Raw genomic sequence first — 19,792 nt, forward strand, 5'->3', positions numbered from 1 at the left:
CGGGTATTCCAAAAGAAGAGCGAACAAAGATATCGCATAGATATTTGGATATGATGCAACTGACGCCCTTTGCAGATTCTTACACTTTTCAACTTTCAACTGGAATGAAACAGAGAGTAGCTATTGCTAGAGCACTTGTAATGGATCCTGATGTGTTGTTGATGGACGAACCATTTGCAGCACTTGATGCACAGACTCGTGATTTACTGCTAGTTGAGATGCAGTTGATTTGGGAGAAGACAAAGAAAACAATTTTGTTTGTAACTCACAGTGTTTCAGAAGCTGCAGTACTTGGAACCAAAATTGCAATTTTTAGTAATCGTCCATCTGTAATTAAAAAAGAGGTTGACAATGATTTTCCGAGACCTAGAGTTACTGAAGATGAATCTTTAGTTAAACTTCAACAAGATATTTTGGCAGAACTCAGACCTGAGGTAAAGAAGAGCAAGTAGTGATAACTATGGCAAAAAATTTCACACCTTACAGAATTGCATTTTATATTGGGATAGTTGTAGTTTGGCAGCTTGTTTCAATGGGGGGAATTTGGCCTGATAATATTTTTCCATCCCCATACGAAGTAGCTGAAGATTTGGCATATGGTGCAGCAGATGGGAGTCTGTTTTATGGTATTGTAACTAGTATGTGGAGATTACTGTTTGGTTTGGCAATTGCGATAGCTGGCGGTATTGTACTTGGAATTTTTATGGCAAGAGTTGAAATGGTGAACCAAACTGTAGGTTCATTGGTTTTAGGATTACAATCAATTCCTTCAGTTGCTTGGGTTCCTCTTGCAATACTTTGGTTTGGATTAACTGATGGCGGAATTATTTTTGTCACAGCAATTGGTGCAATCTTTGCAGTTACCATCAACACCTATACTGGCGTGAAGAACATCAATCCGCATTTCATTGAGGCTGCAAGAAACATGGGTGCAAAGGGAACTCAGTTGATCACAGCAGTATTGATTCCTGCGGCATTTCCATACATGATTTCTGGCTTTAAACAAGGCTGGGCATTTGCATGGAGGGGCGTAATCGGCGCTGAATTACTGTTTTCGTACTTGGGATTGGGATTTTTGCTTAATGCCGGACGATCTTTAACTGATGTATCTCAGGTAATTGCAATAATGATTGTAATTATGGGAATTGGTTTGGCAATAGATGGACTAGTTTTCAAAAAATTAGAAAACAAGGTAATGTCTAGATGGGGATTAAGATAATGTTTTATTCTAAATATTATTAGTGATCTCTTTTTCTTTTCCAATCTTTAGTGATACTACAAATGCACAAATGATTATTACAATTGCAAAATACATTACTGAAAAATAATCAAATACAAATGCAATGCCTCCTGCAATTACTGGACCTACAACTGTAGCAATGGATATTGTAGAGCTAAATATTCCAGTTGATGTGGAACGTGGATTGTTCTCCATTAAATGAAAGTTTCCGCCAATAAACAAAAATGCCCATGTGCCACCAACAAGTGCCATAAATGGCATTGCCATCCACCATTCTGTAACAAACAACAATCCTACAAATACAAATGTGGTACAACCAATTCCAATTTTGAATTTAGTTACATTTGAGAAATTTATTTTGCTAGCCATTACATTCATCAAAACAAATGCTGTCAGTGTGTTTGCAACATATACAATCGATATTTGATAAAGTTCAGCTCCCCATTTCTCCATTAATATTATTGGAAAAATTGTCCATACAGCTGTTGCACCGATATGTCTTAGCAATAATGACGTGAATAGAAATTTATTCTTTGAAATAACTTTTTTCATAGTACCTGGTGTTAGTTCTTTCACTTGCTCTGGATTTGGCAGTTTGATTGTAAAGAGAAGTCCTATGACAAATGAAGCTGAACTAATCAAGAAAATCAATTTCAGATCATTTGCAAATCCTGCTGCAGCAATTCCTGCAAGCCATCCTAACGCATGAAATGAAATTACTGTCGCTGCTCTTTTTTTGTCAATATTTGCCTCATAGGAATAAGCAATCATTGCAGGAATCATTATCCCGCTTGCAATTCCTGCAGCAATTCTTACCAGAAAAAACATTGTAAGGTCATCTGCAAAATAATGCAGTCCAAATGCTATGGCACATCCAATAAAGCCAACTCTAATGAATTTGAGTCTGGTTCCTTTCTTGTCCGAATGTCTGCCAAAATAAATTTCGGAGAGAATCTGGGCAAAACTAAATGATGCAACAAGCAATCCTATCTCAAAGACCGAATTTGTGACGCCTTTGGCAATAATAGGCATGAATACAAAAATAATTGAGATTCCTGCATGCTGAAAAAAAGTTGCACTACGAACTAGATTGTTGACTTGAAGATTTAACATAAATGTATATCAAATTATTTTTCACCTAATTTCAACATACGTCTCAATCCCACCTGTCTTTGTGGGTTTTTCTGAAAAGAGTTAAACTGTACACAGCCTTTTTGAAATTAAATTGTCCGAAAAAGAACCATTCTTGGATGCAATAAAAAACAGAGTATTGCTTTTTGATGGAGCAATGGGAACTGAGATTCAAAAATATGATCCAAAACCAGAAGACTTTCCAAACAAACAAGATGGATTCAATGATGGATTAGTATTGACACATCCTGAATGGATTAAACAGATTCACAGAAATTATTTGGATGCAGGTGCTGATTGTATCGAAACCAATTCTTTTGGTTCAAACAAAATTAAACTAGACGAATATGGATTTGGTGATCAGACAGTTGAGTTTAATAAAAAAATTGCAACACTTGCACGAGAAGTATGTGATGAATACTCTGACAAGCAACGTTATGTGATTGGTTCTATGGGTCCTACTGGTTATCTTCCAAGTTCTAATGATCCTGATTTAGGTCAAAAACCTCTTGATGAAATACGTAAAGCATTTGAGCTTCAAGCAGAAGGGTTGATTCTTGGTGGAGTTGATGCGTTACTTATTGAAACAAGTCAAGATATTTTGGAAGTAAAATTAGTTATTGAAGCATCTCACATTGCAATGAAAAAGGTTGATAAAAAAGTCCCAATCATTTGTAATACAACATTGGACCAATATGGTAAGATGTTACTTGGAACAAACATTCAAGCAGCATACACTACTGTCTCTGATATGGGAATTGATGTATTTGGATTGAATTGCTCAACTGGTCCAATTGAGATGACTCCTAGTATTCAATGGCTTGATGAGCAAAATCAGCACAGTGTACTTGTCGTTCCAAACGCAGGAATGCCTGAGAATGTTGGAGGAAAGGCAGTTTACAAGATGACTCCTCAAAAAATGGGTGAGGCTCTAGGTGATTTTCTTAATGAATACAAAAAAGTTCGAATTATTGGTGGATGTTGCGGTACAAATCCTGAGCACATCAAAGCCCTAAGGAAAGTAATTGACGAAAAAGCCAACTCTATCGAGGGTTAAGTATTTAGAAAAACAGTGGTGATTTTACACAATGACTATTCCTAGAGTAAGTTCTGCATTAAAGGCAGTTGATCTAAAACAGATTCCTGCACCTCTAATCATTGGAGAGAGAATCAATACTCAAGGTTCTCGTAAAGCAAAGGAATTGGTCCTCAATGATGATTATGACGGTTTAGTTGATCTGGGAAGAATTCAGGTTGAAGATGGAGCTCACTGTCTTGATGTGTGTGTTGCAACTACTGAACGCTCTGATGAACGTGAATTCATGTTGAATCTTGTCAAAAGATTAAGCTTAGAAATTGATGCGCCATTGGTAATTGATTCAACTGATCCTGAAATAATTGAAGCAGCAGTTACACAAATTCCTGGCAGACCGATAATTAATTCAATTAATCTTGAAGGTGATGGAAGCCGATTTGAAAAGTTAGCTCCTGTGATGGCAAAATATGGATTACCTGCTATTGCGTTGTGCATTGGACCCAAAGGTATGGCAAAGACTCCTCAAGAAAAACTGGAGACTGCTGAATTGCTTTTTGAGACAGGAAAAAAATACGGTTTAAAAATCGAACAATTCATCTTTGATGTTCTTACATTTACACTGGCAACTGGTGAGGATGAATTTCTTGATGCAGGAAAAAATACTCTTGAAGGAATTCGCCTTGTCAAGGAAAAATTCCCAAATGCGTTTACCACTTTGGGTCTTAGCAACATCAGTTTTGGTTTAACACCATATGCTAGAAAAATTCTAAATTCTGTATTTTTATATCATGCAGTTAAAGTTGGACTTGATACTGCAATTGTTAATGCAAAAGAGATCATTCCTTATGGTGAGATTGATCCAAAGGAGAAAAAACTTGCAGAAGATCTAATCTTTAATGCCCAACCAAATGCCCTTTCTGATTTAATTTCATACTTTGAAAAAACAGGCCCTCAAAGCGGTACTGCCTCAAAAAAAGTTGATGTTGACCCTTCCTGGCCTTCTGGAAAACGTGCCAATTTCAGAATTATCAATAGGCTAAAAGATGGAATTCAAAATGATGTTGTCTCTGCAATTGCAGACAAGCTTGGCAAAAATGAATTAATCAAAGACACTGATGGTGTTCTTTCTTTGGATGCTGAACAGGCAGTAACACATGATGGTGCAATTAGGACTCTCAATGAAGACTTGCTTCCTGCAATGAAGGAGGTGGGTGACAAATTTGGTGCAGGGGAATTGATCTTGCCTTTTGTCCTCAAATCTGCTGAATGCATGAAGGCAGCAGTTGGCGAACTAGAAAAATATCTGGTTAAAGAAGAAGGAACAAGTAAAGGCAAACTTGTCTTGGGAACAGTCTATGGAGATGTTCATGACATTGGAAAGAATCTTGTAAAAACAATTTTTCAAAATAATGGTTACTCTGTATATGATTTAGGAAAACAAGTCCCATTACAAAAATTCCTGGAAACAATTGAGGAAGTAAAACCTGATGCCGTTGGTCTTTCTGCATTACTTGTTTCAACATCAAAACAGATGAAATTTTTTGTTGAACATGCAAGAAAAAACAACATGACTATTCCAATTCTTTGTGGTGGCGCTGCAATTAACAGTAATTACATTAATCGAATTGCAAAAGAAGATGGGATTTATGAACCAGGTGTATTTTACTGCAACACCATGTTTGAGGGTCTTAAAACGATGGATGTTTTAATTTCTGATGGAAAATCGAAACTCTTAGCTGATTGGAAAGTAAAGTTGGAAAACTGGAAAGAAAAATCAACTGAAACAGTAGACCAAGATGCTCTTCCAAAGAGTGAGATTCAACCAGTTACACCTCCCACTCCTAAAATTATTGGAGAACCAATACGTCTAAAGTTAGATCAAATCAATATGGCTGAAGTTTGGACTATGATTGATAAAAAATCTCTTTTCAAACTATCTTGGGGTTTGAGAGGAAAATCTGGTGCAGAATCTGAATCCGAACATGAGCAATTATTTACTGAATGGAAGATTCGTATCATCAGAGAAAAACTATTTGAGCCTGAGATTGTCTATGGTTATTTCAAATGTCATAACAATGGTCGAAAATTACTTGTTGAGAATCCTGGCGGAGATGACGTAGAATTAGAATTTCCACGCTCTACAAAACCTGATCATCTGTGTCTTACTGATTATTTTGGCAAAGATGACATTGTGGCATTTCAATCTGTTACGGTTGGAAACAAAGTGTCTGAAATAATAGAACAATGGAACAAAGAAGACAAGTACACTGATGCGTACTATCTTCACGGATTAGCAGTTGAAGTTGCAGAGGCATTGGCAGAATGGGTTAATAGAAAAATAAAATCTGAATTAAATTTGAGTGAAGGGGGTTTGAGGTATAGCTGGGGATTTCCTAGTTGCCCTGATGTTTCACAACATCATTTGGTCTGGAAACTATTGCAGCCTGAAAAATCTGGAATGACTCTAACTGAATCTGGTCAAATAGTTCCCGAACAGTCAACTGCTGCAATCGTGATTCATCATCCAAAAGCAAAATACTTTGTATTGTGATATTGTATTTTGATAAAAATAGATATGCTCTTACTGAGCATATCTTTCAACATCTCCTTGGTCTACAATGTTTCTAGTTACTTTATCATGACATGAACATTTACAAAATCTGTAAAAATCTCCGTCATGCTCTAAAGTGCATGCTATGCAACCATTGCCTTCTGCCATTTTTGCAGAATAAGTATATGTAATATTTTTACTTTTTTATTTTCTAATTTTTGATTTTTTCTAAAAATTCGTTTAATCCACTAAAATCACTTGGAGATGTTATTAGAACATCTCCTGTGATTGCATGTATTTTTTTTACAAATTCATCAAACCCTTTACTGTACACTGCCAAATCCAAATTCAAAAATTTTGCAGATTTTTCATTTTTCTCAGATGGAAACAAAATGATTGGAATTACTGAAAACCCTTTGAGATTCTCTGACAGATTTTGAACTTGCTCGATATTTTGTACTACTTGAGTCATGAATCCCTTCGGTCTGGCATCAATTTTCTTTCCAATCTTTGAAAAATTAGGCTTGTTTGACATTGAAAGGTACAAATCAATTTTTGAATCAAATCCTTTCTCTCTCAATTTTCCTACCACTGCGCTTGGAACCAATCCTGAATCTTGCTTTCCTGTTTGTGATGGATCCCCCATCAGCACTAGGATTCCTGAAAAGCCAATTTCGACACAATTTTTTACAAATTCTAAAACTTCCTCATCAGTTTTATCTCGGACTCTTAGACTAACAGTAATTGGTAACTCTGGAATTTCTTTTTTAATTATTTTTCCTACGTTAATTGGAGATACTCTTTGATACCCCAATACATTTTCAGTAAGATGAATTGCATCACATTTTTTTGAAATAATTTTTATTTTTTCTACAAATTTTTGAATGGATTCATCAATATTCACATCAGGTAGGATCTTAGGTGGATTTGCTTCATACCTGATTGTCATATTTTCATTTCTTTCATCCTTGGTTAAAACCTTTGAATACTAAAACCCATATGGAATAGTAGGGAAGAACCAAAATGCACTTAAGTGAATTAAAGACAATACTTTCAACTCCAATTAATCCTAATGTTCAAACAAATGGAAAGTATCGATTAGCTTCTGTTCTAGTGATAATTTATGGTGATGGTCCATTTGTTATAATGACTAAAAAACCACAAGACATGAAATTCCATGCTGGTGAAATATCATTTCCTGGTGGAAAATTAGATGTAAGTGATTCAGATCTTTTAGAAACTGCATTACGAGAAACAAGTGAAGAAATTGGATTAACTATTACGAGAGATCAAGTAGTAGGTCAGCTAGAACCTGTTGTTACTCTAAATTCTGGTTTTCTAATTTTACCTTTTGTATCTATTGTTGATAAAATTCCCACTCTTTCTGCAAACTGTGAGGTTGAAAAAATTTTTCGTATTCCTTTGGAATCCTTTTTGAAAACTGGAACACAAGATCCTGATCCAACTCATAATATTATTCAAGAAATGTATGTCTTTGAATACCAAAATCAAATTGTTTGGGGGGCTTCTGCTAGAATCCTTAAACAGATTCAAAATTGCCTAGAAACCTGAGATTCATTTAAAAAGAGCTTTTCGTGCCTGAAAATCTATGGCTGCTCGCAAGTCCTCACCAAGAAAGATTCGTCTATTGAAAAAGACTAGACAAACTTCGGCAGTACCAGCTTGGATTATTCTCAAGACAAAGAGAAATGTTAGAACAAATCCAAAACGTAGGGCTTGGAGATCAACTGATGTGGAGGTAGGATAGATGTCTCAAGAATTAGAAAGAGTCTATACAATTAATCTCGGTAAAGCTTTACTTTCACAATCTCAACATAGAGCAGTTAGAGCAATCAATATGATTAAAGAATTTGCTCGTCATCACATGAAAGTTGAAACTATTAAAATCGAAGAAGAATTAGCCCACTTAATCTGGTCAAAAGGAGTACGAAGTCCTCCAAGAAAAGTTAGAGTGAGAATGAGTAAAACTGATGATGGTTACATTCTTGTTTCACGATATGATGAAACAGCAGAATCTGTAGTGACTCCTGAAAAAGAATCTAAAAAAGTTTCAGATAAAGTGAAAAAGCCAGCTAAAGAAGCACCAAAGAAAGAAGAACCAGCTAAAGAAGCACCAAAGAAAGAAGAACCAGCTAAAGAAGCACCAAAGAAAGAAGAACCAGCTAAAGAAGCACCAAAGAAAGAAGAACCAGCTAAAGAAGCACCAAAGAAAGAAGAACCAGCTAAAGAAGCACCAAAGAAAGATTAACTATCCTCAAAAAATTTTAATTTTAAAAAATAATTTTATTCTAATTGGTATAAATCTAGTTTGCAATCTATGCTACAATCTGGTGTAGACCAATCAAGTGTGTTTTCCTGTGGAATCATTCCAAGTGGATCATATCTATCGAATTTTGTCATTCCTTGAATTGATGACAACATGACAACTTTGGATTCATCAGTAGTTGATGACATATCTATCTGTGAATTGCTTTCGTTTAGTATTCCTGCTGTAAGATTAGTAATGGAATTTAAGATTCCTACTGGAATATTGTTTCCTCCAACTACATACAACATTGAACGTTTAACTGAATTTGGTGATGTGTTTCCATATAGCATTTTTAGAGAATCTCTTAGTGAATCCTCAATATTTTGTCCTTCTTTGCTTGTTGTGAGGATGTTTGTCTCGTTTGCCATCTCTGATGAACCTAGTGATTCTACTACATGCATAATTGCAGAGTTTGCAATGTCATAACATGCCTTTGGGCTCAAATCTGGATTGCTTTCTAATAATGAATCATTATCCAATACAACTGTGCATTGAGAGTTTTCTCTAATTCTTTTTAGTGATATTCCTGAATTAAAAATTCGGTCTTTTTCATATTTGAAAGGCATTATTGCAAATGAAACTAATCCAATATCTGCTTCTTTACATATCTCTGAGACTACGGGGGCCATGGCTGAGCCTGCTTTTCCTGCTAAGTTACTCATTAAGATAATTGTTGAATAGCATGAAATCTTTGATTTTATTTCATTGGTAACATTGTAAGTTGAGCCTCTGATTAACTGTACAGATGGATTGATTACTGAATCTGTTGAAACGTGGATGGATGGATTCTCTGTTGAACAATCCTTTACATCATTACTAATTATTAGACAATCAGAATTTAGGGTGTCTTTTGCTTTAATTGCTAATTTTGAGCCTGCGCCTCCCAAACCTATGACCAAAACTGGTTCTTTGACTTGAAAACTCATTTCTGATCTTATTTTCTGATTTGGATAAAAAACCTTCTTACGTTTTTTTAATCAAATTATAGATCGAAAAAATTTAGCTTACGATCTTGCCGATCAGTCTCTTTACTGTGACATCTGTGATTTCAACTGTATGTGATTCACCCATGCTTACTTTATCCTCTACTGCTATAGGCTTGTAAGCATAGTTTCTACCTTTGATACCTTCATCTGTCATTTCGTCAAACAACACTTTGCCTTTCCAGCCGATCCATTTTTTGTTACTCTCTATTGACAGTTTACTGATCTGCTCAAAAATTACCTTACTTCTTCGTTTAATTTCTGTAGCATCCAATTGTTTCCATTCAGCAGCATCTGTACCTGGTCTTGCACTATACTTTGATAGATTTACTACGTCTGGCTTTGTTTCATCAAGCAAAGCAATTGTTTTTTGAAAATCTTCCTCGGTCTCTGAAGGGAATCCTACAATGATATCTGTTGAAATAGTGAATTGTTCAAATCTATCTCTTGCTTTTTTCACAATCTCTCTAAATGTCCCTTCTGTATGACCACGTTTCATATCGTGGAGAACTTTGTTGCTTCCACACTGTACTGGAATATGTAGAAACTTGAAGACTTTGTCATTATCAAAAGATTCGATTAATCTCTCTTTGATTCTTGGCATATACATCGGATTCATCATACCAACTCTTACCATGAAATTTTCAGGAATTTCCACAACTGCGTTTACCAATGATGGTAAGTCTGTTCCAATATCAAATCCATAACACCCATTATCTGTAGATGTTAACCAAATTTCTTTACATCCTTCTTTGATTTCTGTTTGGATTTGTCTTACAATGTCTCCTAATCTATAACTTGAAAGGTCTCCTTTGGATAATTTAGTCTGGCAAAATGTACATTCACTCATACAACCGCTAGCAATCTCTACAATTCCAACTGCTGGATTTAGTCTAACTTTTGGCAGTCCAACTTTTGATAAATCAGAGTCTTCTAATGCTATTTGTCTTCTTCCATCTAATGTTGTATTGATAACCTGAAGTGTTTTACCTAGTGAATTAGGTCCTAAAAGACTTGCTTTTTTTGAAAATTTTTCAACAGTGTCTTTCTCTGCTTTAGGAAGACATCCTGCAACAATTAGTGGTTTTGATTTTAATGATTTTATTCGATGCATCATCTTGTTTGCAGTTGAATCTTTTACAGAACATGTTACTACAATATTTAGATCAGAGTCTGATGAATTATCCACTAAAGAGTGACCTCCATTTTGAATTAACCCTGAAATCATCTCTGAATCTGCAAAGCTAGCGGAACATCCGTAAGCTTCTACGAAGATCTTTGCCATAACTTATCCAAACAGAGAATCGATCTCTTTGTTATTCATTAGTTTCTTAGAAACAACAAGTTCTCTGATGGTCTTTCCTGTTTTTAGCGATTCTTTGAAAAGTTCCGCTGATTTTAGATATCCTATTTTTGGAGTTAGCAATGTTACGATTACCGGGCTGTTCTCAATGTCTGCACGTAATTTTTCTTTGTTTGCAGTTAATCCGTCAATTAGATTTGCAGAAAATATTGGTAAGAAATTCTTTAACATGTCAGTTGATTCTAGCATGCACTTTAGCATTCCAGGTAACATGACATTTAGCTCAAATTGTCCACCTTGTACTGCATAAGATACTGCAGTATCATTTCCAATGATGTTAAAGCACACCATGTTCATGCATTCTGCCAAAGATGGATTGACTTTTCCTGGCATAATTGATGAACCTGCATGCACTGCTGGAATTCCAATCTCTGCCAATCCTGCAATTGGTCCTGATGCCATTAGTCTGATATCATTGGCAATCTTTCCAATCTCTAATGCCAAGTTTCGTAGAGCCCCTGACAAGTTTGCAACTGCAAATTTACTTTGCAAACCATGTTGCATGTCTGTTTCAGGCTTTAGTGAAAGTTTTGAAATTTTTCCAAGTTCTGCAATAGCAATTTTTCTATAACCTTTTGGTGTGTTTGCACCAGTACCTACTGCAGTTCCACCAAGTGCAACATTTTGTAATTCTTTCTGTGATGCAATGATCGCATCTCTTGCTTTAGTGATTGATGTTGCATAAGCTGCAAACTCACTTCCTAATGTCACTGGTAATGCATCCATCAAATGAGTTCTGCCTATTTTTTTATACGATGAAAATTCTTTTGCTTTTTTAGATAGTGACTTTATCAAAATATCTATAGCTGGAATTGTTTCTTTTAGATTCATCAAAATTGCAACATGCATTGCAGTTGGATATGTGTCATTACTTGACTGCGACATGTTGACATGGTCATTTGGATGAAGAAATTCATTTTGACCTTTCTTTTTGTGTAAAATTTCTAGAGCTACATTTGCAATTACCTCATTAGAATTCATGTTAAATGCTGTACCTGCACCAGAGTTTATCATATCTACAACAAATTGATCTACATGTTTTCCAGACAAAATCTTATCACATGCTGCTACTATGGCTTTGCCACGTTTAATGTCGATGGCCTTTGTCTTCATATTTGCAACTGCCGCTGAGCGTTTTATCATTACAAAAGACTTGATCAGATTCTCATGACTTTTGTTTCCTGTAACGTGATATTGCTTGATTGCCCTGCCTGTAAATGCACCATAATATGCATCCGCAGGAATTTTGACTTTGCCTAAAGAATCTTGATCTTCTCTAAATTTCATGATGACTTTACTCAATTATTTCCTATTATTCATTCTTTTTCAGATAATTTCATAATTTCATAAGACCACTAATGGGAATTATTATATAGGATTCACTAGTCACCGTGCTTATGAATAAGCGCGTTAGTATGCTCTTTACTATTGCAGCAGTAGCTGTGATGGGAGCAACCTTATTCGGAAGCACATACACACAAACCCAGATTGCTGGACAATCACTAGACATCACTAAAATGGATGCCGATGTAATTGAACAAATCCATCAAATGGGCGGTTTACAGCTTGTAATGCCTCAAGCATTCGCAGAAACTGATTGTGGTGTACTGTCACAAACTGGACGTAAAGTAGTTGAGTTCAATTTGACTGGTGAAAGTGTTAAACTTCCAATCATGGGAGGAAAAACTTACAACGCCATGACCTTTAGTGGACAAGTCCCAGGACCTACACTAAGAGTTACACAAGGTGATGTTGTAAAAATGACACTATCAATTCCAGCAGATGAAGTCACTGGTCACGGTAACGACATGCACGCATCACAAATCACTGCAGGAGCTTTTGAATCTGTCAATCCTGGCGAAACAAGTCAGTATTGTTACATTGCTCAAGTAGCTGGTGTCTTCAAATACCATTGCTCTGGTGTCAAATTAATTGGCATGGACCAACATGTTCTTTCCGGAATGTACGGAATTGCAATCGTTGATCCTATCGATGGATACAAGAAATTAATGGTAGAGAAAACAAAAGTTAGCAACGGCAAAGTATCATTAGACAGAAAGTTCTATGATGCAGATGCATTAGAATTCCAAATCCAATACAACCAATTGTACCTAACACCTGAAGGTAACTATGATGCAGGAGCAATGTTCCAACATCATAACACTGCAACAGTTGTTAATGGAATGCAATTCGGTTATGTACCAAACATGCTCCACAACATCCTCGTTAAGGGAGATGCAAACAAGAACATCTTTGTTGCACAACCATGGAATGGAATTGAATTAAAGCAATACCAATCACAACTCTTGTTTGTTGAAAATGATCAACACGTGAGAATCTTTGCCGAAAACGCTGGTAACGAACCAGTCTTCTTCCACATCGTTGGAGAAATCTTGGACAGAGTTACACAAGGCAATAGAGTACAATCCGCAGGAACTGAAACATGGTTACTTGGCGGCTCACAAAACATGATTGTAGATATTGTATTTGATGAACCAGGTGCATACGCATTAGTTAACCACGACTATGCAGCAATTTACACTGGCGCAGCTACAGTCTTTGTAGCAGGTGATCCATTCGGATTAAACCCAAGATTGGTTGATGCAGGAATAATTCCAGCACCAGTACCATCATATGCATATGCATTGGGCAACCCTAGTGATGCTGTCCCACCAATGGGAAAGAACAGTATTGCACACCCAGCAGTAAACATTCATGGTCTATACACTGATGAAGTAGCTTCTGAAAAGAAAGCAGCTGGTATGATTCCTTTATGGGAAGTAATACCAACATTACCACCAGTACCTTAGATAGGTACTAAACTCAATCTTTTTCTATTTTTTCTTACAATGAATTATATTCTATAGTTTTTTTCTAATGTCATGGGATTTAGTGAGTCCGTACTGATTTGTGATGAAGTAGATCCTATTTTGAACAAAATTTTGGAAGATAATGGCTTAAAGGTTTCATATGAACCTGAAATTACTGCTCAACAAATTTTAGAAAAGATCTCAAACTTCAATATTATAATTGTTAGAAGCAGAACTACAATAACAAAAGAGATGATCTACAAGGCAGATAATTGTAAGATCATTGCAAGAGTTGGAGTTGGATTAGATAATGTGGATCAAAATGCAGCTAAAGAAAAAACATTCGAGTAATTAACGCAGTGGAGGGAGCAATGAATGCTGTCGCAGAACTAGTCCTAGGTTTGATGCTGTCTCTTGCAAGACAAACTTCGCGAGGTGATAGGGCAATCAGAAATGGACAATGGCTCAAAAAAGAACTCAAGGGAACAGAACTACGTGGAAAATACCTTGGAATTATTGGTTTAGGAAACATTGGAAAAAGATTGGGCAGACTAGCTCGCGGACTAAACATGAACATCATTGGTTATGATGTTGTTCCAATTGATGAAGAGTTCTCCAAAGAAGTTGGTTTGATGAAAGCTGATTTGGCTACTCTTTTACAAAGTTCTGATTATGTCTCAATTCATGTCCCACTTTTAGATTCAACGTACCATCTTTTGGATGCACAAAAAATGTCTACAATGAAAAAGACTGCCAAAATTATCAATACTTCACGAGGTGGTGTGGTAGATGAAGATGCACTTTATGATGCTATTAAGAATGGAACTTTGGGTGGTGCTGCTTTGGATGTGTTTGAAAAAGAACCTGCACTTGGAAACAAATTAGCAGAACTTGATAATGTCATTTTAACACCGCATATTGGAGCTCAAACAAAAGAGGCTCAATCTCTGGCTGCAAATGTAATTGGTGAAAAAATCATTCAGATTTTACGTGGTGTAATCTAATACTCCCATGTAATTTATGCGCGAATTATAAAAATAAGTAAAAAAGTTGACTTTTGCGTGATTAATTATACTCTCATTGTTTTTAACGTCCATTTGGAGGGAAAAATACTGTAATGAATAACTATGCTATAGAGAAACTAACCTCTGAAAGAATTGCTTTTCCTAATGTTGATACTCTTTTAAAAATTTCTTTAGGCTTGATACTGTTTACAATAATTTCTTTTGCACTAGTATATGCAGAAACTATTCCGGTCGATGTTGATGGAACTACATATGATGTAGAGTATACTGCAACTGGAATGACTGTGTCTTCCATTGAGGCTGACCTGGACTTTGTCTCTTTGATTCTAACAGTAGATGTCACTGATTCATCTGGTACACTTGATATCACACTAGACCGAGCTTTCTTTGATTCTACTTTTGATGGATTTGATGATGATTTTATTGTTCTAGTTGATGGCGATGAGCCAAGTTTTACAGAAACTGAAAACACTTCTCAAAGTCGAACACTAAGTATTGAATTGCCTTCGGGAACTGAAGAAATAGAAATTATTGGTTCAGTATTTGGAAGTCCAGCAGTTGAAGAACCAGCAGTTGAAGAACCAGCAGTTGAAGAACCAGCAGTTGAAGAACCAGCAGTTGAAGAACCAGCAGTTGAAGAACCAGTTGTAACACCACCTAAAGTTGAAGAGAAACCAGTTGTAACACCACCTAAAGTTCAATGTGGTCCTGGAACAGTTCTCAAAGACGGAGCATGTGTACTTGATCAAAGTTGTGGTCCTGGAACAGTTCTCAAAGACGGTGTCTGTGTACTTGATTCAACACCAAAACCAACTCAGACTTCTGTAAAAGGAATGGGTAAAGAATTGGTAATGGGAGTGGTTGCAGCATTTGTAGTTGCTGGAACTGTTGGATTGATTTTAGGAATTATGTCTAAAGCAAGTAAGAGCAGCTAATCACACGAAAGATCTTCTGCATTCATCATCTTGTCAAAATCAAATCCTGACATCTGAGTTGTAGACGAGTATGGAATTATTCCTATTATGGGGGTTTCAGTATGTATTACAACGACGAGATTGTTAGGATCTAGTCTGATATCTCCACCATCAAATTCAAAATCCATTGACATGAAAATGTGTTGAGCCGAAGCAATCTGCTCTGATGAAAAGACTCCTTCCTGTATAGTTGATGAGAGTGGATTCACTGTTAATGGTTTTACTGTAAATGTTCCGATGTATTTTTCTTCGTAGAATGTTTGCACTTCAAATTTTTCAAAACTTGTCCAAAATGGCATTGCATTGCAAAATTCAACATTCCCTGAATTGGATAGTGCAAAAAATGAAAATAATCCAGGACCGTTCCACCTATATTCCATCTGCTGCATTCCAAAAATATTCCACCCAGAAACTGCAAAAGGTATGATGATTACTGTGATTGCTATCGTGGTGATAATGGAATGTTTATTCATATTTCATTTTCCGTCTTTATTGGAAATCCAATGATGTTGTGATTTACTAAATAGTTCATGGCTTTGCCAAGTTCGTCATCTGTTATTGCCTCTTGTATCCACCAATATACTATATTTTTTACCCATTCTGGTATCTTGATATCATATACATTACTTTCATTGATTTCAAAAGGTATGTTGACTAGTTTACTATCTACATATTTTTCAAATGCATCCATTAGAAATCCATCTGATATATTTCCGGAAAGCCAATTACCCATTATTGGTTTCATCAACTCTGGAATGCAAATATTGTCTGAATCAATTAATTCAAACTCAGCTGTTACACTACTACCGTCATACTCTACATCTATGAAATATTTTCCCAATGGGAATACGTCTTTTTCAAATGGAATCAATGATGGAATTGGATTTTCTAAATCTGTGATCTGAATTGGAATTGCACTGCTACCTTTTCCTGTCTCGTCTCTGATGTGAATAATTGCAGGGTCTCCTGTAACTTCTGAAACTTTGATTGTGTAAAATAATTTTTCACAATAAGTGTATGTTGTCTTTTCTATGTTGATTGAGACATTTTGTTCTGCATACACTTGGGGTAAAAACACTATAACACAAAGTGCAAAAAATAATCCAAATGTTTTCATCGTCATTTTTGTCCTAAATCTTCAATAAAAATCTCCAATCAATACTGAGGAATCCTTTTTAATAACTCGGGCATACTTGAATTATCGAGTTTTCTGCGGAAGCAAACTCTTCGAGTGCGTGGACTGTGAAACCCCACTCAAGAGAATTTTAACTATCTAGCATTACTGATACGTGAATCTTGTTTTACTTTTATGATAATATAATTACAAGTTGTCATATTTATGACAACATTAAAATATCATTTTCACTGGATGTCATACCGTGAAGCAAGAATCTGTTTTAGATACTCAGTCATTTCATGTCCTTCCTAGAGCAGATAGGCAAGTGACCTATTTTTGTAGATTATGTAGAAACTATGGGATTAAAACTAGAAAAGCACATCTTCAAAATCACCACAATGCTTCTCGTGATACCGTGACTAAACGAAGTAATGGTGATTTGGTAAATACTATCTTCATAGAATCCAAATAATTTATGATCCTCTGGATAAAGGCATACCACAAATCAAGTGGTATTGAGATATAATTCTCTATACATTGTATTTCATGTCCACTGTACTTCAGTACAAACATGACCCGACTCCAGCAACCTCTCTGGTTGAACGTGAGGCCAAAAACCCCGATTCAACTAGAATTACTGCATTGGATATGGTTGGATTAACTTGGATTTTACAAGATGATGACCTTAAGTAATATGTTCTCAAGAGAAAAACAATGACAAACAAAACAACAATTATAGCAATTTTTGCAGTTACTGTTCTTTTAACAGGAACAATTGCAGGACCTATTGGATTAGTTCAATCAGCTGACGCCCTAAAAAGTAAAGGTACTTCAGCTAGTGCCATTAATTCAAAAAAAGTCTGTGGTGATAGATTATGTTCTGAAAAATCAACAGAAATAAAATCTCCTGAGAAAAAGAAAGAAGAAGTAAAACAAGAAAAGAAAACAGAAGCTGCTGAAAAAGCTAAAGACGTTCCAAAAAAAGATACTAAAGAAGAAACAATGATGATGGCTAAAGAACAAGCTTCATTAAAAGTTCCAAAAACCATAACTGGCACAATTACATCTGTGCAAGATCCTGGTCAAGGACACGAAGGACATCAATTAGCAATCATTTTACCACCTAGCGAAAATACCTACAGAGGTTATCTGACATACACTGCATCTGAAAAAGTTCAGCTTGTGGCATTGCATGGTCCTCTAAAAACAGGTATGGACAAAGGACAGCCAATTTGGACTGTTGATGGTAAAACAAAGTTCGGTCTTACATTTGTGGATAATGAAAACTCTGCTGGAGTATGGCAGTTTTCAGGAAATGCAATAGCAGTTCATACAAAGAATGCTGAACCATTTACGGTAACCTACTCTGTAACCTATAATGAGATTGCAAAAGATAGTACACGAATTATCAAAGGAACAATGACATCTGCACAAGATCCAGGAATTGGACATGAATCACATCAGCTTGCAGTATTGCTTGCTCCAAGCGATTCACCATATGCAGGATATGTGACTTTTGATGCATCTGAACCAGTTCAGGTTGTAACTCTCATAGGTCCAATACCAAAAACAGATCTTAAAGCAGTCCCAAGCTGGACTCCTGATGGCAAAACATACTATGCATTGGTACTAGTTCCAGCAAAATCTTCTGGCTCTGTTGCTTTCTCGGGTAATGCAGTTGCACTTCATACCATGAAAGACACACCATTCACTGTAAGCTACTCACTAGTGCTTACAAAATAACCCCTTTTTTTCTCATTAATTATTTGATTACTCATCCCAATTCTCTTTTTATGTAAAAAACAATCTCTATGAACAAAAAATTATTCATAACTCTTACATTTTTTCTCTAAATCGATGTGTTAAAGGGAGTACAATGATGGTTTTACAGTTATTAATGGGGATTTCATCAATCCCGTTATGCCTAGTATTCAAGACCAAAGTTGGATCAGACTTTGGAAGGAAAATAGTCCTGAAATACGTGACCGTGTAGTTGCATGGCGTAAACAAGCTGCAGTCACCCGTATTGACAAACCTAGTAGATTACAAAGAGCTAGAAGATTAGGCTACAAAGCAAAACAAGGAATCATCGTTGTTAGAATGAGAGTTGGCACAGGTGGTATGAGAAAACAAAGACCTACTGGTGGTAGACGACCAAAACATCTTGGTGTTACAAGAATAAAGGCTGATGACAATATGAAAACTGTTGCAAATAGAAGGGTTATCCAAAGATATCCGAACATGAAATTTTTAGGTTCTTACTTTATCTATAAAGACGGAAAACATTATTGGTTTGAAGTTATCTTGGCAGATCCATCACACCCAAGAATTATTCAGGATAAAGAAATAAACAAACGAATATCTCACACTGCATAAGTTGAAAATTCTATTTTTAATTTCAATTGTATTTCTATCTATGTTAATTCCTGCTTATGGTCAGTTATCTGATGCAACTGGATTGGTAAATCGACTAGATGTGGAAACAGGTGGACACAACTTTGAAGTTGAAGTCGTTTCAAATTTTGAAATTCCTGATTTTGAATTTGATGTAGATGAGAAGAGACTAACTATACACATCAATAGTGGTTTGAAAAATAATTTAGGTGAGATGCAAATTCCTAAAGGATTTTTGGGAGGCAATCTCACATTTAATCTCAATGACCAGCAATATTTTCCAAAAATAAAATCAAATGAAAAAATTTCTTTTGTAACATTAAACTTTACAGGAACTGGCAATAACAAACTGGATATCTATGGAAGCACATATCTTTCTGGTTTGACTGAGATGGAACAACAGGAAATAATTCCTATACAAGAAGACATCGAAGATGATTACTCCTGGTTGTTGATACTGGCAGGTTCACTGTGTGTCTCAGGGCTCATAGTGATGAAGAAAAGAAAGAAACCCTTGAGTAAATAAGATATCTTCTGTTTCCACAAAATTTTATTCTGGATTAGTCTCCCTTACAACTTGATAGTGATACTTTTAGTTCATTGATGTAAAATACAATTAATGGCAGACTGTGCTCATACTTGGAGAAAGAAACTACGCTTACAGGAATTGATGATTATTGCGAGAAAAGAACTGGAATTAGGTAAGGATGTTTCACAAGTATACAAAATACTAGAAGAGCAAATGAGTATTCGTTGGAGATTTGTTGGAACCACTAAAAAACAATATCTTGACGATGTGACAAAAATTTTGGCAAATCAGTACGTTTTGACTGTGTGAT

General features: G+C 35.8%; 25 protein-coding genes. 17 read left to right on the top strand and 8 right to left on the bottom strand.

The window, feature by feature from the left end; genetic code table 11:
* On the top strand, positions 1–452 hold a 452-nt coding region (locus BD31_RS08985; protein ID WP_008301570.1), incomplete at its 5' end, for an ABC transporter ATP-binding protein.
* An 8-nt stretch (positions 453–460) separates the two neighbouring features.
* Complete coding sequence (locus tag BD31_RS08990) at positions 461–1,219, top strand: ABC transporter permease (protein WP_008301591.1); 759 nt, start codon at positions 461–463, stop codon at positions 1,217–1,219.
* 9 nt (positions 1,220–1,228) lie between these two features.
* On the opposite strand, the gene BD31_RS08995 is transcribed toward BD31_RS08990, so the two are convergent.
* Positions 1,229–2,353, bottom strand: a complete 1,125-nt coding sequence (locus tag BD31_RS08995) for an MFS transporter (protein WP_008301582.1) — start codon at positions 2,351–2,353, stop codon at positions 1,229–1,231.
* A gap of 112 nt (positions 2,354–2,465) precedes the next feature.
* On the opposite strand from BD31_RS08995, the gene BD31_RS09000 reads away from it, so the two are divergent.
* Positions 2,466–3,428: a homocysteine S-methyltransferase family protein gene (locus tag BD31_RS09000; RefSeq protein ID WP_008301561.1), complete on the top strand. Its 963-nt coding sequence runs from the start codon at positions 2,466–2,468 to the stop codon at positions 3,426–3,428.
* Positions 3,429–3,459: 31 nt separating this feature from the next.
* Complete coding sequence (locus BD31_RS09005; RefSeq protein ID WP_008301613.1) at positions 3,460–5,958, top strand: methionine synthase; 2,499 nt, start codon at positions 3,460–3,462, stop codon at positions 5,956–5,958.
* A 30-nt stretch (positions 5,959–5,988) separates the two neighbouring features.
* Here the strand turns inward: BD31_RS09005 and BD31_RS10130 are convergent, their stop codons facing one another.
* Both BD31_RS10130 and BD31_RS09010 read right to left on the bottom strand, forming a co-directional pair.
* A complete protein-coding gene (locus tag BD31_RS10130; RefSeq protein WP_008301552.1) occupies positions 5,989–6,126 on the bottom strand; it encodes a hypothetical protein in 138 nt (45 codons plus the stop codon).
* A 43-nt stretch (positions 6,127–6,169) separates the two neighbouring features.
* Positions 6,170–6,907, bottom strand: a complete 738-nt coding sequence (locus BD31_RS09010; protein WP_008301606.1) for a 5,10-methenyltetrahydrofolate synthetase — start codon at positions 6,905–6,907, stop codon at positions 6,170–6,172.
* Between the two features lie 74 nt (positions 6,908–6,981).
* Here BD31_RS09010 and BD31_RS09015 point away from each other — a divergent pair, with 74 nt between their 5' ends.
* The 3 genes from BD31_RS09015 to BD31_RS11910 are packed head-to-tail and all read left to right on the top strand — an operon-like array spanning position 6,982 to position 8,227.
* The gene (locus BD31_RS09015) at positions 6,982–7,530 is read left to right on the top strand and encodes an NUDIX hydrolase (protein ID WP_008301567.1); all 549 of its coding nucleotides are present in this window, start codon (positions 6,982–6,984) and stop codon (positions 7,528–7,530) included.
* A 37-nt stretch (positions 7,531–7,567) separates the two neighbouring features.
* A complete protein-coding gene (locus BD31_RS09020; protein WP_008301622.1) occupies positions 7,568–7,726 on the top strand; it encodes a hypothetical protein in 159 nt (52 codons plus the stop codon).
* Positions 7,727–8,227, top strand: coding sequence for a 50S ribosomal protein L31e (locus tag BD31_RS11910; RefSeq protein ID WP_008301556.1), 501 nt, complete (start codon positions 7,727–7,729; stop codon positions 8,225–8,227). It begins immediately after the preceding gene.
* A gap of 35 nt (positions 8,228–8,262) precedes the next feature.
* Here BD31_RS11910 and BD31_RS09030 read toward each other — a convergent pair whose 3' ends face one another.
* The 3 genes from BD31_RS09030 to BD31_RS09040 form a co-directional block, all read right to left on the bottom strand.
* A complete protein-coding gene (locus tag BD31_RS09030; protein WP_008301599.1) occupies positions 8,263–9,213 on the bottom strand; it encodes an FtsZ/tubulin family protein in 951 nt (316 codons plus the stop codon).
* 73 nt (positions 9,214–9,286) lie between these two features.
* On the bottom strand, positions 9,287–10,555 hold the full coding sequence (locus BD31_RS09035) for a tRNA (N(6)-L-threonylcarbamoyladenosine(37)-C(2))-methylthiotransferase (protein WP_008301546.1): 1,269 nt from the start codon (positions 10,553–10,555) through the stop codon (positions 9,287–9,289).
* A 3-nt stretch (positions 10,556–10,558) separates the two neighbouring features.
* Positions 10,559–11,920, bottom strand: coding sequence for an aspartate ammonia-lyase (locus BD31_RS09040; RefSeq protein WP_008301632.1), 1,362 nt, complete (start codon positions 11,918–11,920; stop codon positions 10,559–10,561).
* A 128-nt stretch (positions 11,921–12,048) separates the two neighbouring features.
* On the opposite strand from BD31_RS09040, the gene BD31_RS09045 reads away from it, so the two are divergent.
* The 4 genes from BD31_RS09045 (at position 12,049) to BD31_RS09055 (ending at position 15,403) form a co-directional block, all read left to right on the top strand.
* Entirely contained in the window at positions 12,049–13,443 is a 1,395-nt protein-coding gene (locus tag BD31_RS09045; RefSeq protein ID WP_008301593.1) for a multicopper oxidase domain-containing protein, read from the top strand.
* A gap of 72 nt (positions 13,444–13,515) precedes the next feature.
* Positions 13,516–13,794, top strand: a complete 279-nt coding sequence (locus tag BD31_RS10850; RefSeq protein WP_008301549.1) for a Rossmann-fold NAD(P)-binding domain-containing protein — start codon at positions 13,516–13,518, stop codon at positions 13,792–13,794.
* Between the two features lie 20 nt (positions 13,795–13,814).
* On the top strand, positions 13,815–14,447 hold the full coding sequence (locus BD31_RS09050) for an NAD(P)-dependent oxidoreductase (RefSeq protein WP_008301587.1): 633 nt from the start codon (positions 13,815–13,817) through the stop codon (positions 14,445–14,447).
* A gap of 113 nt (positions 14,448–14,560) precedes the next feature.
* Positions 14,561–15,403 carry a ribonuclease E domain-containing protein gene (locus tag BD31_RS09055; RefSeq protein ID WP_008301563.1) on the top strand — a complete coding sequence of 281 codons (843 nt, stop codon included), beginning with the start codon at positions 14,561–14,563 and terminating at the stop codon, positions 15,401–15,403.
* On the opposite strand, the gene BD31_RS09060 is transcribed toward BD31_RS09055, so the two are convergent.
* Together BD31_RS09060 and BD31_RS09065 are read right to left on the bottom strand one after the other, a co-directional pair.
* The gene (locus BD31_RS09060) at positions 15,400–15,915 is read right to left on the bottom strand and encodes a hypothetical protein (protein WP_008301596.1); all 516 of its coding nucleotides are present in this window, start codon (positions 15,913–15,915) and stop codon (positions 15,400–15,402) included. The genes BD31_RS09055 and BD31_RS09060 overlap by 4 nt on opposite strands.
* A complete protein-coding gene (locus tag BD31_RS09065) occupies positions 15,912–16,559 on the bottom strand; it encodes a hypothetical protein (protein WP_008301633.1) in 648 nt (215 codons plus the stop codon). Before BD31_RS09065 ends, BD31_RS09060 begins: the two co-directional genes overlap by 4 nt.
* Positions 16,560–16,821: 262 nt before the next feature.
* Between BD31_RS09065 and BD31_RS09910 the strand changes: the two genes are divergently transcribed.
* From BD31_RS09910 to BD31_RS09085, 6 genes are all read left to right on the top strand, one after another.
* Positions 16,822–17,031 (top strand): hypothetical protein, encoded by a 210-nt coding sequence (locus BD31_RS09910; RefSeq protein WP_081583240.1) that lies wholly within the window; start codon positions 16,822–16,824, stop codon positions 17,029–17,031.
* A 74-nt stretch (positions 17,032–17,105) separates the two neighbouring features.
* Positions 17,106–17,252, top strand: a complete 147-nt coding sequence (locus BD31_RS10430) for a hypothetical protein (protein ID WP_008301576.1) — start codon at positions 17,106–17,108, stop codon at positions 17,250–17,252.
* A 21-nt stretch (positions 17,253–17,273) separates the two neighbouring features.
* On the top strand, positions 17,274–18,302 hold the full coding sequence (locus tag BD31_RS09070; RefSeq protein WP_008301594.1) for a hypothetical protein: 1,029 nt from the start codon (positions 17,274–17,276) through the stop codon (positions 18,300–18,302).
* Positions 18,303–18,479: 177 nt separating this feature from the next.
* A complete protein-coding gene (locus BD31_RS09075) occupies positions 18,480–18,935 on the top strand; it encodes a 50S ribosomal protein L15e (RefSeq protein WP_008301618.1) in 456 nt (151 codons plus the stop codon).
* Positions 18,936–18,975: 40 nt separating this feature from the next.
* Entirely contained in the window at positions 18,976–19,479 is a 504-nt protein-coding gene (locus BD31_RS09080) for a hypothetical protein (protein ID WP_238536116.1), read from the top strand.
* Positions 19,480–19,572: 93 nt separating this feature from the next.
* Positions 19,573–19,791: a hypothetical protein gene (locus BD31_RS09085; RefSeq protein WP_048097629.1), complete on the top strand. Its 219-nt coding sequence runs from the start codon at positions 19,573–19,575 to the stop codon at positions 19,789–19,791.
* The last annotated feature ends 1 nt before the right edge of the window (position 19,792 follow it).

It is taken from the genome of Candidatus Nitrosopumilus salarius BD31, from assembly GCF_000242875.2.
GTDB lineage: Archaea > Thermoproteota > Nitrososphaeria > Nitrososphaerales > Nitrosopumilaceae > Nitrosopumilus > Nitrosopumilus salarius.

Excerpts from the sequence above, each read along its gene's own strand:
- BD31_RS08990 (WP_008301591.1), top strand. The coding sequence starts at position 461 with ATGGCAAAAAATTTCACACCTTACAGAATTGCATTTTATATTGGGATA.
- BD31_RS08995 (WP_008301582.1), bottom strand. The coding sequence starts at position 2,353 with ATGTTAAATCTTCAAGTCAACAATCTAGTTCGTAGTGCAACTTTTTTT.
- BD31_RS09005 (WP_008301613.1), top strand. The coding sequence starts at position 3,460 with ATGACTATTCCTAGAGTAAGTTCTGCATTAAAGGCAGTTGATCTAAAA.
- BD31_RS10130 (WP_008301552.1), bottom strand. The coding sequence starts at position 6,126 with ATGGCAGAAGGCAATGGTTGCATAGCATGCACTTTAGAGCATGACGGA.
- BD31_RS09010 (WP_008301606.1), bottom strand. The coding sequence starts at position 6,907 with ATGACAATCAGGTATGAAGCAAATCCACCTAAGATCCTACCTGATGTG.
- BD31_RS09015 (WP_008301567.1), top strand. The coding sequence starts at position 6,982 with ATGCACTTAAGTGAATTAAAGACAATACTTTCAACTCCAATTAATCCT.
- BD31_RS09020 (WP_008301622.1), top strand. The coding sequence starts at position 7,568 with ATGGCTGCTCGCAAGTCCTCACCAAGAAAGATTCGTCTATTGAAAAAG.
- BD31_RS11910 (WP_008301556.1), top strand. The coding sequence starts at position 7,727 with ATGTCTCAAGAATTAGAAAGAGTCTATACAATTAATCTCGGTAAAGCT.
- BD31_RS09030 (WP_008301599.1), bottom strand. The coding sequence starts at position 9,213 with ATGAGTTTTCAAGTCAAAGAACCAGTTTTGGTCATAGGTTTGGGAGGC.
- BD31_RS09035 (WP_008301546.1), bottom strand. The coding sequence starts at position 10,555 with ATGGCAAAGATCTTCGTAGAAGCTTACGGATGTTCCGCTAGCTTTGCA.
- BD31_RS09040 (WP_008301632.1), bottom strand. The coding sequence starts at position 11,920 with ATGAAATTTAGAGAAGATCAAGATTCTTTAGGCAAAGTCAAAATTCCT.
- BD31_RS09045 (WP_008301593.1), top strand. The coding sequence starts at position 12,049 with ATGCTCTTTACTATTGCAGCAGTAGCTGTGATGGGAGCAACCTTATTC.
- BD31_RS10850 (WP_008301549.1), top strand. The coding sequence starts at position 13,516 with ATGGGATTTAGTGAGTCCGTACTGATTTGTGATGAAGTAGATCCTATT.
- BD31_RS09050 (WP_008301587.1), top strand. The coding sequence starts at position 13,815 with ATGAATGCTGTCGCAGAACTAGTCCTAGGTTTGATGCTGTCTCTTGCA.
- BD31_RS09055 (WP_008301563.1), top strand. The coding sequence starts at position 14,561 with ATGAATAACTATGCTATAGAGAAACTAACCTCTGAAAGAATTGCTTTT.
- BD31_RS09060 (WP_008301596.1), bottom strand. The coding sequence starts at position 15,915 with ATGAATAAACATTCCATTATCACCACGATAGCAATCACAGTAATCATC.
- BD31_RS09065 (WP_008301633.1), bottom strand. The coding sequence starts at position 16,559 with ATGAAAACATTTGGATTATTTTTTGCACTTTGTGTTATAGTGTTTTTA.
- BD31_RS10430 (WP_008301576.1), top strand. The coding sequence starts at position 17,106 with ATGTCCACTGTACTTCAGTACAAACATGACCCGACTCCAGCAACCTCT.
- BD31_RS09070 (WP_008301594.1), top strand. The coding sequence starts at position 17,274 with ATGACAAACAAAACAACAATTATAGCAATTTTTGCAGTTACTGTTCTT.
- BD31_RS09075 (WP_008301618.1), top strand. The coding sequence starts at position 18,480 with ATGCCTAGTATTCAAGACCAAAGTTGGATCAGACTTTGGAAGGAAAAT.
- BD31_RS09080 (WP_238536116.1), top strand. The coding sequence starts at position 18,976 with ATGTTAATTCCTGCTTATGGTCAGTTATCTGATGCAACTGGATTGGTA.
- BD31_RS09085 (WP_048097629.1), top strand. The coding sequence starts at position 19,573 with ATGGCAGACTGTGCTCATACTTGGAGAAAGAAACTACGCTTACAGGAA.